The organism is Viridibacillus sp. FSL H8-0110, from assembly GCF_038003565.1.
GTDB lineage: Bacteria > Bacillota > Bacilli > Bacillales_A > Planococcaceae > Viridibacillus > Viridibacillus arenosi.
The window spans coordinates 1,425,038-1,439,983 of record NZ_JBBOPJ010000001.1 but is presented as its reverse complement, the minus strand read 5'-3'; the positions used below and the strand labels follow the sequence as shown (position 1 = coordinate 1,439,983).

The 14,946-nt window shown below is 37.1% G+C and carries 15 protein-coding genes; 2 read left to right on the top strand and 13 right to left on the bottom strand.

What is annotated here, in order from left to right:
• Positions 1-54: 54 nt before the first annotated feature.
• From MHH98_RS07085 to MHH98_RS07035, 11 genes are all read right to left on the bottom strand, one after another.
• Positions 55-1,011, bottom strand: a complete 957-nt coding sequence (locus MHH98_RS07085) for a SpoIVB peptidase S55 domain-containing protein (RefSeq protein ID WP_038184923.1) — start codon at positions 1,009-1,011, stop codon at positions 55-57.
• Between the two features lie 178 nt (positions 1,012-1,189).
• Entirely contained in the window at positions 1,190-2,890 is a 1,701-nt protein-coding gene (gene recN / locus MHH98_RS07080) for a DNA repair protein RecN (protein ID WP_038184927.1), read from the bottom strand.
• A gap of 16 nt (positions 2,891-2,906) precedes the next feature.
• Positions 2,907-3,356, bottom strand: coding sequence for a transcriptional regulator AhrC/ArgR (gene ahrC / locus MHH98_RS07075; protein ID WP_038184930.1), 450 nt, complete (start codon positions 3,354-3,356; stop codon positions 2,907-2,909).
• Between the two features lie 102 nt (positions 3,357-3,458).
• Positions 3,459-4,280 (bottom strand): TlyA family RNA methyltransferase, encoded by an 822-nt coding sequence (locus MHH98_RS07070; RefSeq protein WP_076034692.1) that lies wholly within the window; start codon positions 4,278-4,280, stop codon positions 3,459-3,461.
• Positions 4,280-6,187 (bottom strand): 1-deoxy-D-xylulose-5-phosphate synthase, encoded by a 1,908-nt coding sequence (gene dxs, locus MHH98_RS07065; RefSeq protein WP_038184937.1) that lies wholly within the window; start codon positions 6,185-6,187, stop codon positions 4,280-4,282. The genes MHH98_RS07070 and dxs overlap by 1 nt, the downstream gene beginning before the upstream one ends.
• Positions 6,188-6,278: 91 nt before the next feature.
• Positions 6,279-7,163 carry a polyprenyl synthetase family protein gene (locus MHH98_RS07060; RefSeq protein ID WP_340712358.1) on the bottom strand — a complete coding sequence of 295 codons (885 nt, stop codon included), beginning with the start codon at positions 7,161-7,163 and terminating at the stop codon, positions 6,279-6,281.
• Positions 7,160-7,402: an exodeoxyribonuclease VII small subunit gene (locus tag MHH98_RS07055; protein WP_038184943.1), complete on the bottom strand. Its 243-nt coding sequence runs from the start codon at positions 7,400-7,402 to the stop codon at positions 7,160-7,162. Before MHH98_RS07055 ends, MHH98_RS07060 begins: the two co-directional genes overlap by 4 nt.
• Complete coding sequence (xseA, locus tag MHH98_RS07050; RefSeq protein ID WP_038184946.1) at positions 7,402-8,760, bottom strand: exodeoxyribonuclease VII large subunit; 1,359 nt, start codon at positions 8,758-8,760, stop codon at positions 7,402-7,404. Before xseA ends, MHH98_RS07055 begins: the two co-directional genes overlap by 1 nt.
• An 89-nt stretch (positions 8,761-8,849) precedes the next feature.
• Complete coding sequence (folD, locus tag MHH98_RS07045) at positions 8,850-9,731, bottom strand: bifunctional methylenetetrahydrofolate dehydrogenase/methenyltetrahydrofolate cyclohydrolase FolD (protein WP_038184949.1); 882 nt, start codon at positions 9,729-9,731, stop codon at positions 8,850-8,852.
• A 35-nt stretch (positions 9,732-9,766) separates the two neighbouring features.
• Positions 9,767-10,144: a transcription antitermination factor NusB gene (nusB, locus tag MHH98_RS07040; protein WP_038184952.1), complete on the bottom strand. Its 378-nt coding sequence runs from the start codon at positions 10,142-10,144 to the stop codon at positions 9,767-9,769.
• Positions 10,145-10,425: 281 nt separating this feature from the next.
• Complete coding sequence (locus MHH98_RS07035) at positions 10,426-11,364, bottom strand: Gfo/Idh/MocA family protein (RefSeq protein WP_340712355.1); 939 nt, start codon at positions 11,362-11,364, stop codon at positions 10,426-10,428.
• Between the two features lie 261 nt (positions 11,365-11,625).
• Here MHH98_RS07035 and MHH98_RS07030 point away from each other — a divergent pair, with 261 nt between their 5' ends.
• Both MHH98_RS07030 and MHH98_RS07025 read left to right on the top strand, forming a co-directional pair.
• Positions 11,626-11,895, top strand: a complete 270-nt coding sequence (locus tag MHH98_RS07030; RefSeq protein ID WP_340712353.1) for an alpha/beta-type small acid-soluble spore protein — start codon at positions 11,626-11,628, stop codon at positions 11,893-11,895.
• Positions 11,896-12,481: 586 nt separating this feature from the next.
• The gene (locus MHH98_RS07025; RefSeq protein WP_038184963.1) at positions 12,482-12,676 is read left to right on the top strand and encodes a hypothetical protein; all 195 of its coding nucleotides are present in this window, start codon (positions 12,482-12,484) and stop codon (positions 12,674-12,676) included.
• Positions 12,677-12,950: 274 nt separating this feature from the next.
• Here the strand turns inward: MHH98_RS07025 and MHH98_RS07020 are convergent, their stop codons facing one another.
• Entirely contained in the window at positions 12,951-13,508 is a 558-nt protein-coding gene (locus tag MHH98_RS07020; protein ID WP_340710861.1) for a helicase, read from the bottom strand.
• Between the two features lie 287 nt (positions 13,509-13,795).
• Entirely contained in the window at positions 13,796-14,503 is a 708-nt protein-coding gene (locus MHH98_RS07015; protein ID WP_340710859.1) for a DNA alkylation repair protein, read from the bottom strand.
• Positions 14,504-14,946 lie beyond the last annotated feature (443 nt).

Here is a 14,946-nt window from a genome sequence, read left to right as displayed (position 1 = left end):
AGCTTCCCCGGTGCAGCGTAATTTTAATGGATTTATAAAAGCAAATCCCTTTCTTTAAGATGGTTGCCTTTTCAACATCTCAGTTAGAGGAATCGCTGCTCCCTTTTCAGGACTTTCGATATACATATGTGTAACAGCTCCTACAAATCGTCCGTTTTGTATAATCGGACTTCCGCTCATACCTTGTAAAATGCCTCCGGTTTTCTTTTTCAACTGCGCATCTGTCACTTCAAATTGCATTGTCTTGTCATCAACTTTGGTAATTTTGACATCAAATGCCTCTACTTTTTTCCCTTCAATAGTCGTTAGCAATTGTGCTTTTCCGACTTTTATTTCAGAAGGTTGCATGATTTCCATAGGTTTAGGTAAACCTTGTTCTAAAGTATTCGACCATTTTCCAAATATACCGTACACATTATTTTCGGCTATACTTCCTAACTGTCCAGCATTATGTTCAATTGATGAAATTTTATAACCTGGTTCTCCAGGTACACTCTTTTTTATTTGTTCGATGGATGCATAGAAAATTGATCCGGACGAAAATTTAGGCGGTGCTGAAACAACCGAGTCGATAATTTGATGACCTAATGCTCCATATTCCTTTGTTTCTGGGTCAATAAAGGTTAATGTACCAATACCGTCAGTTTGATCTCTAAAGAAAGATAACATCGGTTCAAGCTCTTCCTTCATGATCTTAATGTGTTGTGTTTTTTGCTGACGCTTTAGCTTCACATCCATTAATTTACCTGAAGAACTGATAAATAGGGATTTAACTTCTTCAAGCGTTTTAACTTGTTGAGAATTAATTGCTTGAATAGTATCTCCAGCCTTCAACCAAGTACCGTTTTTCAGGAGCACATCATTTGTTAAATAGACATTTTGAAGCTGAAGTTCTACACCTATTGAATGTCCCATCGGAATTAAGCTTTTGGCAGAAACACCAAATGGTAGTAGCAAAATGGCAAATAATAATGCGACAAACTGCATGACATAACGCATTTGATTTTTCATTTTTCACCTCCTCATCGTCCTTTTACTATGGCTTTGTTTTAGCATGTTATGTACGGTAAATATTTGAGTTGAATTGGATGATTGGAGAAGGTGGAAGGTTTTACATTGAAGTTTTTTTCAAAACAATACATACGTAAAAAACTGCCCGTCCAATTGGTTGGGACAGACAGTTTTCTAATTATATGGTCATTGCTTTTTTGCGACCGTTAGCTATTTCTACCAATTCTTTTGCATGTTGGAATGTTAAGTCCGTCACTTCTGCGCCAGACATCATTCTGCTAATTTCATCGATTCGCGCATTATCGAAAATTTCAGTGAGTGACGTAACTGTTCGATGTGCTTCTTCTTGTTTCTTAATATAATAATGATGATCTGCCATTGCTGCAACTTGTGGTAAGTGTGAAATACAAAGCACTTGAGAATGCATCGAAATAGCTGAAATTTTTTCAGCAATTGCCTGAGCCACACGTCCACTGACACCTGTATCTACTTCATCAAAAATAATTGATGTAATACCATTTGTTGAAGAAAAGATGGTTTTTAATGCCAGCATCATACGAGATAATTCCCCGCCTGAAGCAATTTTCGTTAATGGTTTCGGTGGTTCACCAACATTGGTTGCAATATAGAATACAATGCGATCCAACCCATTATGATCAAATTGATCGGCAGCTATAGGTTCAAAATGCACACTAAAGTCTGCTTTTTCCATATATAACGCTCGAAGTTGTTGCATAATGGCATCGCTTAGCTTACGACCGGCTTTTTTTCGAACTGCAGTTAATTTCTCTGCTGTTTGTAGTAATTTTTCTTTCAGTACATTTAATTGTTGTTCGTTTTTTTGCATATTTTCGTCGCGATTGATTAGAGATTCCAGTTCTTCTCCAATTTTTTCACGATATGTTAGTATGTCCTCAAGTGTAGCACCATATTTACGCTTCATCGATTGGATTAGAGCTAAACGTTGCTCTACTTCATTCAAACGCTCTGGGTTAAATTCAAGGTCATCTAATATGTTTTTGATTTGAAATGCTGCTTCTTGTAAAGAATAAAAGGCAGCTGATACATTATCTGAATGCTCTCTAAAATCTTGATCTAATGTTGCAACTTCTTCTAAATCGGTCATAGCTTGACCAATCCAATCAAGTCCTCTAGATTCACCCAGAATGGCTTCGTGTGCCGTGTTGGATCGTTCATAGATCTTGTTGAAGTTCATCAACCTGCGACGTTCCTCAGCTAGTTCCTCTTCTTCTCCTGCTCGAAATTGGCAAGCGTCAATTTCTTTAATTTGAAATGAAAAAAGATCAATTTTTTGGGCTACTTGCTGTTCACCAAGAGAAATTGCAGCAAGTTCCTTTTTCAATTCACGATAAGCAGAGTATTCCTTACTATAACGTTCTTTCAATGGATCAATGTCTTCACCTGCAAACTGATCCAACAAGGAGATATGTCTCTTATCATCCATTAACTCTTGGCTCTCATGCTGGCCGTGAACATCGATTAATGTTGCACCTATTTCACGCAAAAGAGAAAGTGGAACAAGTTTCCCGTTAACACGACAAACGCTTTTTCCATTGTCATTTAAATCACGGCGTAAAATAACCATTCCCTCTTCAATTTCAATCCCAGCTTCTGCACATTTTTGATAAGCAGAGTGGTTTTCAGAAGAAATCGCAAAGAGTCCTTCAAGTTCGGCTTTTTTTGCACCGTGACGGATGAATTCCTGAGAACCTCGACCACCAGCTAATAGCTGTACCGCATCAATAATAATTGATTTCCCGGCACCTGTTTCACCTGTTAAAACCGTTAAACCTTCAACAAAACCTACTGTTAAGTCTTCAATAATTGCAAAATTTTTAATCGATAGTTCTCGTAACAAGACAACTCACCTCGGATTACAACATTTCAAGTAAGCGATTTTTCACTGATTCGCGTTGAGAATCTTCACGACATAAAATCATAATCGTGTCGTCTCCACAAATAGTACCTAATATTTCAGTCCAATCTAAATGGTCAAGTAATGATCCAATTGCATGTGCATTTCCCGGTAAAGTCTTCATCACTAAGAAGTGACTAGCACCATCAATGCTCACAAACGCATCTGCTAAAGCACGATGCAGTTTTTGAATTGGATTGAAGCGTTGATCTGCTGGCAAACTGTACTTATAACGACCATCTTGAAGAGGTACTTTGATTAAATGTAATTCTTTAATATCTCTAGAGATTGTCGCTTGCGTTACATGATATCCTGCTTCTTTTAGTAAATCGACCAAATCATCCTGTGTTTCAATATCATTATTAGCGATCATGTCGCGTATTCGAATATGGCGTTGGCTTTTATTCAATTTTTTTCACCTCTATGAATAATTATGCTCTTCTTTTTTATAACCGTAACATCGATTATGTAAAATCACAAGAAAAAAAACGACCCAAAAGAATGGGCCGCGTCATTTAAGTTGTTGATGTGCCTCACTCACCAAGGTATTGAAGTCTGTAAATGATTGCAGCTCTTCTCCTTGGTGTGGGTTGTACAGATGGAATAGAAACTCAATATTCCCTTCTCCGCCTGTAATTGGAGAATAGGAAGCATCTTTTACCACAAATCCAACTGATTCAGCGAATGTTGCAATAGATTCTAATACTTCTAAATGTATTTTCGGTTCACGAACGACACCTTTTTTCCCAACTTTGTCTTTCCCTGCTTCAAACTGAGGTTTCACTAGTGCAATAACATCTCCACCAGGTACTAACAACGTTTTTAATACAGGTAAAATCAGTTTTAGAGAAATGAAGGATACGTCAATTGTTGCAAATTCAGGTAAACCTTCTGCCAAGTCAGGTGCTGTGACATAACGGAAATTTGTACGTTCCATAACAGTTACACGTTCGTCTTGACGGATTTTCCATGCAAGCTGATTGTAGCCTACATCTAGTGCGTAGCAATGCTTCGCACCATTTTGTAGGGCACAGTCAGTAAATCCACCAGTAGATGAACCGATATCTAACATTAATTTATCTTGTACAGCAACATCAAAAATATCTAATGCTTTTTCTAGTTTTAAGCCTCCACGACTTACGTAGCGTAGCTGTGATCCTTTAATAGTAAGCTCAGAGTCCATCGGTATTTTCTCACCCGGTTTATCTAGGCGTACTTCATTTGAATACACTTGCCCTGCCATGATTGTACGTTTTGCCTTTTCGCGTGTTTCACACAGTCCTCTTTCAACAAGAAGAATATCGACACGCTCTTTTTGAATTTTTGTTGTCATTATGCTTTTAAACCTGCTTGCTCTTTATTGTCTTTATTTACTAATTCTTGAATACGTAATACAGTTTCTTCTGCAGTTAAGTTAATTTCTTGAAGTAACATATCAACACTACCATGTTCAATGAACATATCAGGTATACCGATTCGATCAATTTGAATTGTAGAATAATGATTGTCATTCGCAAATTCTAACACTGCGCTACCAAAGCCGCCTTGCAATACGCCTTCTTCAATTGTAAGGATTGGCTTTTTACTTTGCATTAAACGATGTAACATTGCCTCATCCATTGGTTTAATAAAGCGTGCATTGACGATTTCAACTTGTATGCCTTGATCTGCTAATACTTCAGCTGCTTCTTGTGCCATTGGAATAGTGGTACCGAATGTTAATATTGTTGCATCTTTACCTTCACGAAGTACTTCCCAACTACCGATTGGAAGAGCTTTAAGCTCAGTGTCCATAGGTACTCCTAAGCCATTACCTCGCGGGTAACGAAGAGCGATCGGGCCTTCATTATAGTCAATAGCTGTTTTCACCATGTGTTGGCCTTCATTTTCGTCTTTTGGCATCATAATTACTATATTCGGCATATGACGTAAAAAGGCAATATCAAAGACACCTTGATGCGTTTCGCCATCAGCACCTACTAAACCAGCACGGTCAATTCCGATAAACACATTCAAGTTTTGACGACAAATATCATGTAATACTTGGTCATAAGCACGTTGAAGGAATGTAGAGTATATCGCTAAAAACGGCTTCGTGCCATCTGCTGCCATACCTGCAGCCATAGTAGCTGCATGTTGCTCAGCGATACCAACATCAAACATACGATTAGGGAATTCACTAGCAAAACCTTCTAATTTTGAACCAACCGGCATGGCAGGTGTAATTGCTACGATTCGTTCATCGACACGAGCTAATTTACGAACAGTTTCAGCAATTAAGCTAGACCACCCTGGAGCAGTTGTTTTTGGTTTTACAAGATCGCCAGTTTCCATTTTATAAGGTCCGGTACCATGCCAAGTTCCAACTGTATCGTTTTCAGCTGGCAAGTAGCCTTTCCCTTTTTTCGTAATAACATGGATTAAAACAGGACCTTGCATTCTTTTTGCGTTTTGTAATGTTTCTTCTAATGTCTCAAAGTTATGACCGTCAATTGGACCAAGGTAAGTGAAACCTAGTTCCTCAAAGAATACACCTGACACGAGTAAATATTTCAAGCTATCTTTTACACGTTCTGCTGTGGAAGCTAATTTACCACCAACTGCAGGGATCTTTTTCAATAGCTGTTCTAATTCATCTTTTGCTTTGTTGTAATTATTTGCCGTACGTAAGCGACCTAAGACATTATGCAATGCACCTACATTTGGGGCAATTGACATTTCATTATCATTTAAAATAACGATCATGTTTGTTTTCTCATGACCAATATGATTTAGTGCCTCTAATGCCATACCGCCTGTTAAAGCACCGTCACCAATAATAGGTACAACAAAGTTTTTATCGCCTTTAATATCTCTTGCTGCTGCCATACCCATCGCTGCTGACAGCGAGGTTGAGCTATGTCCTGTTTCCCAAACATCATGTTCACTTTCAATGCGTTTTGGGAATCCACATAACCCTTTATATTGACGTAGCGTATCGAATTGATCTGCACGGCCTGTTAAAATCTTGTGGACATATGCTTGATGTCCTACATCCCAAATAAACTTATCTTGAGGACTATTAAACGCTCGATGCAAAGCAATAGTTAACTCAACTACACCAAGATTCGGTCCAATATGACCACCTGTTACAGATAGCTTTTGGATTAAAAACTTTCGAACATCTTCACTTAAATCTTGAAGTTGTTTCGTATTTAATTCTTTCAAAAAGGATGGACTAGATATTTTGTTTAAATCCATCGCCATCACACACCTTTTCATTAAAATATTCATCGTACAATGTTTCACCCATTATAACAGTGTTAATCAATTGTACAAACTAAAACGGCCATTACTTGTTACGATGAACAATATAATCAGCTAAGTCTTTTAGTAGACTGCTTTCTGAGGGCAGTTTTTCAAGCGCTTTTATCGCAAGGTTGTAATGATCTTGCAACTTTTCTTTAGCGCCTACTAATGTAAGGAGTGCGGGGTAAGTGCTCTTATCGCTGGCAACGTCTTTACCGGCTGTTTTCCCTAATTGTTCTGTTGTACCTTCAATGTCTAAAATATCGTCCTGAATTTGGAATGCAAGACCGATATGATGCGCATATTCCACTAAGATTGCACGTTCTGCTTCTGTGGCATTTGCAATAATGGCACCTGACTCAATACTAAAACGAAGAAGCGCTCCTGTTTTATTGACATGAACGTTTTCTAGTTCTGATAATGTTAACTGTTTTGTTTCGCCTTCGATATCTAGGATCTGTCCTCCAACCATACCTTCAGCTCCAGCCGCTTCACTTAATTTATCTACTAATAATAAACGTGATACCGGTGGAATTTGTTGCATGCGAGCAAGGATACCAAATGCAAGTGTATTAAGTGCATCTCCTGCAAGTGTGGCAAATGCATCTCCGTACACTTTATGATTAGTTAGTTTGCCTCTGCGGTAATCATCATTGTCCATGCTTGGTAGATCGTCATGAATCAATGAATAAGTATGAATCATTTCAATGACAGCAGCTACCGTAAATCCATCATCATTGCGAACATTGAAATGGTCCATAACTGCAAGCACAAATAGTGGTCTTACTCTTTTACCGCCTGCGTTTAATGAATACAACATAGATTCTTTTAATACTGCTGGGGCTTCAATATTCTCAACGAGTTCTTGCATACGTTTTTCGACTGTCGGAATATTGTTTGCCATAAATTCTTTTAGAAGCTCAGTCATTTACCTTGTCCCTCTTCCCCTGTTGGATTAAAAGGCTTTTCGTTGCCATTGTCATCCATAATCGAGATCAGTTGCTGCTCTGCATTTTGTAATTGATCGTGGCAAAACTGGGATAATTTCATCCCTTTTTTATATAAATCTATAGCATCTTCTAAAGGTACTTCCCCTTGTTCAAGTTGATGAACGATTTCTTCTAGTTCTTCAATTGATTTTGCAAAGGATTGTTTCTTTTCAGCCATTATTCTTCTCCCCTCGCTTTCATTGTTATGGACGTAATTTCAGCATTCGCCTGACCATCTGGAAAATGAATAGTCAAATTTTGTTTCTCTTCTACTTGTTGTATTGATTTTATTACTTTTCCTTCTTGATAAACGATGCTATATCCACGGCTCATGATTGTTAAAGGATTTAATGCTTCTAAAGTACGAATGATGGACCTGAATGCATCTTGGTGCTTATTGATTGATTGCACAACACTTTTATCAAGTTGCGTGCTTAATCTCGCAACGTGTTGCTGTTTATATCTCACTTCTTGAAGAGGCGTATTCATTTGTACACGATTTGCTAATTGTTGCAATACCGCCTGCTTGTCTTTGATATAATTAGTCATTTGTGTTTGTAACTGTTCATCTGTACGACTTAACTTCTCGACAAATGGACGAAATAGACGGTCTGGATATGCAATCGGATAGGATTTCTGTAACCCCTCTAATTGACTTCTTTCATGTCGAATACGCGATTGTGTCAGTTGAAATATTTGCGACCTACGCGTCAATAAATGCTTCATTAAATCTTCGCTATTCGGTACAGCCTTTTTCGCAGCGGCTGTAGGAGTCGCTGCCCGCCAGTCCGAAACATGGTCTGCTATCGTAGTATCTGTCTCATGTCCGACACCACTAATAACAGGTATGTCACTTTCAAAAATAGCTCTGGCAACAATTTCTTCATTGAACGCCCAAAGGTCCTCAATGGAACCTCCACCACGTCCGACAATTAAAACATCAATTTCGTCCATACGGTTTGCTTGCTGAATTGCTTTTACAATACTAGGCGCTGCTTGTTCTCCTTGCACGAGTGCAGGGAAAATCAAAACATCTGCAAGAGCGTAATGCTGCGTAATAGTTGTACAGATATCTCTTATGGCTGCTCCAGTTGGTGCTGTAACAACACCAATTTTACGAGGGAATGTTGGTATCGCTTTTTTATATCTTTCATCAAACAATCCTTCTTTTAAAAGTTTTGCTTGTAATTGTTCAAAGGCGATATGTAAACTACCTACACCGTCCGGTTCCATTGCTACTGCATATAACTGATAACGTCCACTACCTTCATAGACGTTAATATCTCCACGAATAAAAACCTTCATGCCATTTTCAGGAACAAATTTCAGACGACTAGCACTCTTCGCAAACATGACTGCTGCAATTTGTGTTTTTTCATCTTTCAATGTGAAATAAATATGGCCAGAACCCGTATGTTTTTTGACATTTGATAGCTCTCCTTTTACAAATACATCACGTAAATGAGGATCGGCATCAAACTTCTTTTTAATATATTTTGTTAATGCTTGGACAGATAAATAAGGTGTACTTGTCAAAAGCCTCAGACTCCTTATCCGAACGTTTTATAAGAAATTTAATTTCATAAAAAAAGCTGTCTTTCATCAGAAAAACAGCTTCTGCGTTACTATTTTACCTGTTTTGAGCTCATTTGTCTTGAGGAAACCTTCTTTTTCGCTGATTGCAATGTATTGAATAGCAACATTGTAATCGTCATTGGGCCAACACCTTTAGGTACAGGAGTGATTGCTGATACTTTATCAATAACTGAATCAAAATCAACATCGCCGCAAAGTTTATTGTTTTCGTCGCGGTTAATACCTACATCAATTACAACAGCGCCTTCTTTTACATGCTCAGCACCGATCATTTTCGCACGGCCTGTTGCTACTACTAAAATATCAGCTTGTGTTGTCATGGCAGCTAAATTAGGAGTTTTAGAGTGACAATATGTCACTGTAGCGTCTTTTTGTAATAGTAGTTGTCCCATTGGAACACCTACAATATGGCTACGTCCAATGATGACAGCATGTTTACCTGCTACATCAATATTCGCATATTCTAATAACTTCATCACACCAAAAGGCGTACAAGGTAAATATGTTGGTTGACCTAGCATCATTTTTCCTACGCTTTCTGGATGGAAGCCATCTACATCCTTCTCAGGAGAGATAGCCGCGATGACGTTTTGTTCATCAATGTGTTTTGGAAGTGGTAATTGAACTAAAATGCCGTCAATTGCAGAATCAGCATTTAGTTTGTCAATTTCGCTTAATAATGTTTCTTCTGAAATATCTGCTGATAACTCGATAAGTTGTGAGTAAATACCCATTTGTTCGCATGATTTCTGTTTGTTAGAAACATATGTTTTAGAAGCAGGATTGTCCCCTACTAATATAACTGCTAGTCCTGGTGTAATACCGTGTTCTTGTAAATCATTCACTTCATGTTGAATAGATTGTCGAATCAAATCTCCGATTTCTTTACCATTAATTAGCTTACCTGACATTATTAGTAACACTCCCAAATTTAACTTAGAATTTATTATTTTGCGTATTTTGATAATACGCCGTTTACGAAGCGGCTAGATTTCTCATCACCATATGTTTTGCTCAACTCAATTGCTTCGTTTAAAACAACATTCTTAGGTGTTTCTGGTGTATATAAAATTTCATAAACCGCTAAACGTAAAATTGTACGTTCAATTTTCGCTAAGCGAGGTAATGACCAATTTTCTAATTTCTCAACTAATGACTTATCGATTTCTTCCATGTGTAAAACAGTACCTTGTACTATTTGCTCGAAGAATGGTGAACTCTCCTCACCTACAATATGTTCAATTGCTTCTGTAACTGTTAATTCTGTATTTTCTAGTTGAAAAAGTACTTGTATCGCTTTTTCACGCGCTTCTCGTCGCTTCATTTATATAGTTCTCCTTTATACTACTACATTGGGGAGATTCTGACATATTCCCTAAGTAAAACGGGATAAAATGTACAAAATAAACCCGAAATGTAAAGTGTTTCATTAAATATGCATGTAGCATTATCTTATCACATTTTTCGATTCAATTCATCGATTCCTTTAACTTTTAAATAGTCAGAAAAAGCACCACCTCATATGAAGTGATGCTTTTCTTAGTATTGTTTCATAAAATCGTCAATAGAAAATATTGAATATTTATTTACTTTTTAATCTCGTCCCTATTTTAACAACTGATCAATCCACTCTTGTACTTTCAAACCTTCTTCAAACGATACAATAAGAGACTCCCTACCAATGATCGAATTATGACACGCGTCCATTAGGCTTTCCGGCTGAGATTCTGGAACAATTACCACTTCTTCCTGATCCGTTTCACTAACCCATAGTTCTGACCAATTGCGGAGCGTTATCACTTTTTTTGTTCCAAAAACCTTATACTCTAGACGTTCTTCTTGCCCAATCCCGGACAAGCTATTCAATACAATTGGTATTCCACTATCTGTTTTAGCCAAAGCAGTCACACCTGTTTCGCATAAATCCTCATTTGCTGGATATGTCGTCTCGTGAGAAGTAATCGAAAAATCACCAAATAGATGATGCGTAAGTTGAAAATAATGTGGAAATATCTCTCTTATGAAACCTCCTTGTTCTCTAGAGGCAATCCACGGATTTTGTTGCCATTTCCTTGGCCAATGTGGGAAGTATGTATTTAATTCAATACGAACAATATCGCCAAGTGATGCTGTATTTATCGTTTCTTTAAGACTATGTATAGCCTGACTGTACATTAATGGGAAATGCATTGCTGTTTTGACATTTGCTTCTGCAGCTGCATTTACCATTCTCACGCTATCTTGTGCATCGTGAGCAAGAGGCTTTTCGGAAAGAATATTCAAACCACGTTTAGCTATTTGTTCTGCCAAAGGAGCATGACTTACTGGGGGCGTCCCGATATAAACCCAGTTTGGATCTAATTGTAAAAGCTCATCTAATGTTTCTGCAACTGGAAGCTGATATTTTGTTGAAACTTCTTCTAGTCTTGTTTTATTTTCATCGAATACAGACACGATTTCACAATTAGGATGCGCCAAAATTTGATTAATAATTCGCTCTCCTACAACTCCAGTACCAATTAATGCAAAAGTAGTTTTTGACATAACGCACTCTCCTTCTTAGGTAATTGTATATTTTTTTCTTCCTATTAAAGACATTATTTTCAAAGTAAAAACAATGTCTATGTAAATAGTTAATCATATTGATAGGATAATGCATAGTCATTGGAACAATTTGATAAAATTGGATTGTTAAAATGTAGCGCTCAAATCCCTTTTCATTCCTAACGTTTCTAAATCAACACAGAATTGCACGAGTAATGTTTCACTAACGGGAAAGACTACATTACAAAGGAGTGAAGAAAAGTGGCTAAAAAGAAAATATTAGTACCTGACGCTCGCGAAGAATTAGACAAATTAAAATCTCGAGTTATGAAAGACATGGGTTATGTTGTAGATAGCAACAATCCGAATAATGTAAAATACGAAATTGCAGATGAGTTAAATATTTCACTGAATAAGGGATATAACGGAAAACTTACTTCTGAAGAGGCCGGAAAAATAGGTGGACCGATTGGCGGCAATATGGTTAAAGAATTGGTAAGATTGGCACAAGAACAAATGCTAAAAAAATGAAATAGCTGATACAAGCATCAGCCACTAGTTAACCACTCAGACAAAGACTCTAAAATGTTGTCTAATATGACTCTAAAATAATTAATTCAAAGAAAAATGAATTGTTTTTCTTTGGATCTTTTTCATTTGCTCTGTTTGATGTAAATAGCCGGTCTTCGCCGCTATGCAGTACTCTATCCTCATTTCTTCGTCATAGAAATGGGAATTGGCGAAATGACTTACCTTGTTATGGTCAAAATACTCTCCATCCAGGGTTTAGGATCTGAAAATTAGTTTCTTAAAAAAGAATAACATTAATTAAGATATAACTATGCGACTCTATTATTATATAATGGAGCACCAATTGAAGTCATACAAAGTTTAATGGGAAACGTAAAAAGGGAAACAACTTGAATCTATGGTCAATTAAGTGGGAGGCATAGAAAAGAAGTTTATCAGAAATTCGTTTAACCAATGTAAAGAGTAGTATCTTAAAACCGTTGACCTTTTTACTATTGCTCTCGTTAGTTTAAGGGCAATGTTTCACAAATAAGGGAAAATAGATTATACTGAACTGACTATCATATTTAAAAAGGAGGAATTTCCTATGACCGAGAATAATCAATCCGAAGCACCAAAAAAGAAAATCAGCCTAAAAGAGGCAGTGAAGCAGCAGCTTGAAAACAAAAAGAACCAGTCTTCTCCTAATAAGGGGACAAAGAATGCCGACCTATCAACAAAAAAAATGAAAAGTCAGCAAACGAAAAAGACTAGCAATACCCGTAGAAAAATGGGTGTCTAATGAGCTGACAAAATCGGGCATCTTTCGCCACGATATCAAAGTCAAGATAATCGATGGTCAGATTAGAGCTGTACATGAAATTCGCTCTATATAAAAGAAGTGAAAAAGCATTCAAGGAACCCTTCCCTGAATGCTTTTAAATTATTTTCTTTTTTCAATTCTTCTTTAATTAAACTGCTTCTTTAGTTGAATAAAAGTGGGTAATACTTTTTCTAACATAAGTCCATTAGTGGTTCGCCATGTTAGCTACCAATTTTTTCACCCTGATCATTCCTCATCTCTTTAAGGTCTTTTTTGTTTGACAAAAGATAAAATGATCATCATGATTCCAAATGTGCAGATGATCAGCACGGTATCCGCGAAGCCACAACACGCCGTTTATTCGTCTAAGATAAAAGCCTTTCGGAAAATCATCGTCTTCTTTTAGTATTTCCGATGCAATTGTGATGGAGCCGGAAGGAGCTTGATGTCGCTGTATAGGACTCCCCGAATAACCTTCAGGCTGATCCAGATACTCGAGTCTTAAGTGAGCTCCTAACTCAAGTGGACACAATTCCAAACCAAGATCGCTCGCTCTTTTAAAAATCTGAGTCGTACTAGCTCCATCAGGAAAGCCAAGGTTGCTAACAGTTAGTTCAACAGTCTGCAGGCTGTACTTTGTATCAGAGGTCGTAAATTTTTCATCAGCTATTAGCCTCTCTCCATACTCATTCATCAAAATAGAGTGTTGTTGCAATTTCTGGATAAGCTGCGATTTCGTAATTCCTCCAACCTCTACTGTTCTGGCGAGAACCGGGCAATCAGGGTATATTTTCTCGTTTTCGATACGCATTCATAGTCACTCCTAACTAATCGGATATTTAGGCTGAAAACCCGATAAGGAAATGCCAAAATAATGGCCATGCCTAAATCCAATAATATATATATCAAATGAACAATTGCCCTTTTCGCACTTTTAAATAATCTATTAAAATTATCCTAATTCCTTATTTTCAATTAAATAAACCTTGTTTTACTAAACTGCTATGTTACTTTAATTATTTCGACAAAAAAAACGTTAATCCTCCTTGGATTAACGCCCTTGAAAATTAAAGATTGTTCGTGATGCAAAATTATTGTTTAACATCTTACATATTTGCGTTTGAAACCAAGCCTTCCTCTACCTACTTCCTTTTGAATACTTTCGAAAGCGTGTAGGAAACTACTTTTTTTCTTGTCACGTTTGACTTCTACTGGACCTACTGTCTTTGCAGTTTCGACTGCCATTTCATGGAGGGGCAAATATGAAACCCCTACGGTATATAGGAAATTATTCATAGCAGATTTCGTTCGTTCTGGTGAAACATGAATCGTATTTTTCACAATTTCAATCATATTGGCAATCTTACTTTCCGAAAATTCAACGTCTAAGCGATTCCCTAAAAGCCAACAGTAGCAACTCCAGCCCGCTGACATTCTAAGCTCTTCACCGCTTGCAATCCATTTATCAGCTACGACTTGTGCAATATCTGCTTCGGCTAAAGTTACTGCTACAACATAATCTGACAACATATAAAAATATGCCTCATCTATCCAACGGTCAAAATCTGACTCAGTCATTGCTTTAGGATCTGCAATAATGCCTGCAAAGTACATTGCGTCGTAGTTTCCTGTGGCATAAAGCTCTTCAGCTAAAGATTGATTTATTTTTATTTTCTTTGCAATTGGCTTCATTGCACCTGTAGCCACGCCAAATAGAGGTTCGTGCGCACCATTAGATATATACATTTTTTTTGTTCGTTCCTTGCTGAGGGCTTCAAGCTCCTGCATAACAGTTTGTAGATTCATCGTTTAGCACCTCCTTCTTTTTGGAGATTTACCCCCTTGATACTTAATCCCTTCGAATCCATTACATTTATCCTATAACAAAACTTACTATTTGTCATCAAAACCATCTCCTCAAAATGTAGGGAATGTAATACTGAAGATTCGCACCTATTTATAAAGAAAAGAGCCTTTATTTATTAGTCAATTTTATACAGTTTCTTATTCAAAACAGCTGTTAGTTTAAGTACATTAATTCAAAATCTATCTTGTTAGAATTCCATTCAATACTATGAGAAATACATCCCATACTTACTATTATTAATAGAATAAATAGTGTATTATGTAATGATTTTGGCATTAAAAAGTCTTTCTACTCTATGACTGACTAAAGCCTGCATCGCGGAGCCTCGCTATTGGGCACCAATCTATCTTTTCCGCAATGATAACACTTATGTTAGCTCATC

Excerpts from the sequence above, each read along its gene's own strand:
- MHH98_RS07015 (WP_340710859.1), bottom strand. The coding sequence starts at position 14,503 with ATGAATCTACAAACTGTTATGCAGGAGCTTGAAGCCCTCAGCAAGGAA.
- MHH98_RS07020 (WP_340710861.1), bottom strand. The coding sequence starts at position 13,508 with ATGCGTATCGAAAACGAGAAAATATACCCTGATTGCCCGGTTCTCGCC.
- MHH98_RS07085 (WP_038184923.1), bottom strand. The coding sequence starts at position 1,011 with ATGAAAAATCAAATGCGTTATGTCATGCAGTTTGTCGCATTATTATTT.
- dxs (WP_038184937.1), bottom strand. The coding sequence starts at position 6,187 with ATGGATTTAAACAAAATATCTAGTCCATCCTTTTTGAAAGAATTAAAT.
- MHH98_RS07035 (WP_340712355.1), bottom strand. The coding sequence starts at position 11,364 with ATGTCAAAAACTACTTTTGCATTAATTGGTACTGGAGTTGTAGGAGAG.
- MHH98_RS07060 (WP_340712358.1), bottom strand. The coding sequence starts at position 7,163 with ATGACTGAGCTTCTAAAAGAATTTATGGCAAACAATATTCCGACAGTC.
- MHH98_RS07055 (WP_038184943.1), bottom strand. The coding sequence starts at position 7,402 with ATGGCTGAAAAGAAACAATCCTTTGCAAAATCAATTGAAGAACTAGAA.
- MHH98_RS07070 (WP_076034692.1), bottom strand. The coding sequence starts at position 4,280 with ATGACAACAAAAATTCAAAAAGAGCGTGTCGATATTCTTCTTGTTGAA.
- MHH98_RS07025 (WP_038184963.1), top strand. The coding sequence starts at position 12,482 with ATGACCGAGAATAATCAATCCGAAGCACCAAAAAAGAAAATCAGCCTA.
- nusB (WP_038184952.1), bottom strand. The coding sequence starts at position 10,144 with ATGAAGCGACGAGAAGCGCGTGAAAAAGCGATACAAGTACTTTTTCAA.
- folD (WP_038184949.1), bottom strand. The coding sequence starts at position 9,731 with ATGTCAGGTAAGCTAATTAATGGTAAAGAAATCGGAGATTTGATTCGA.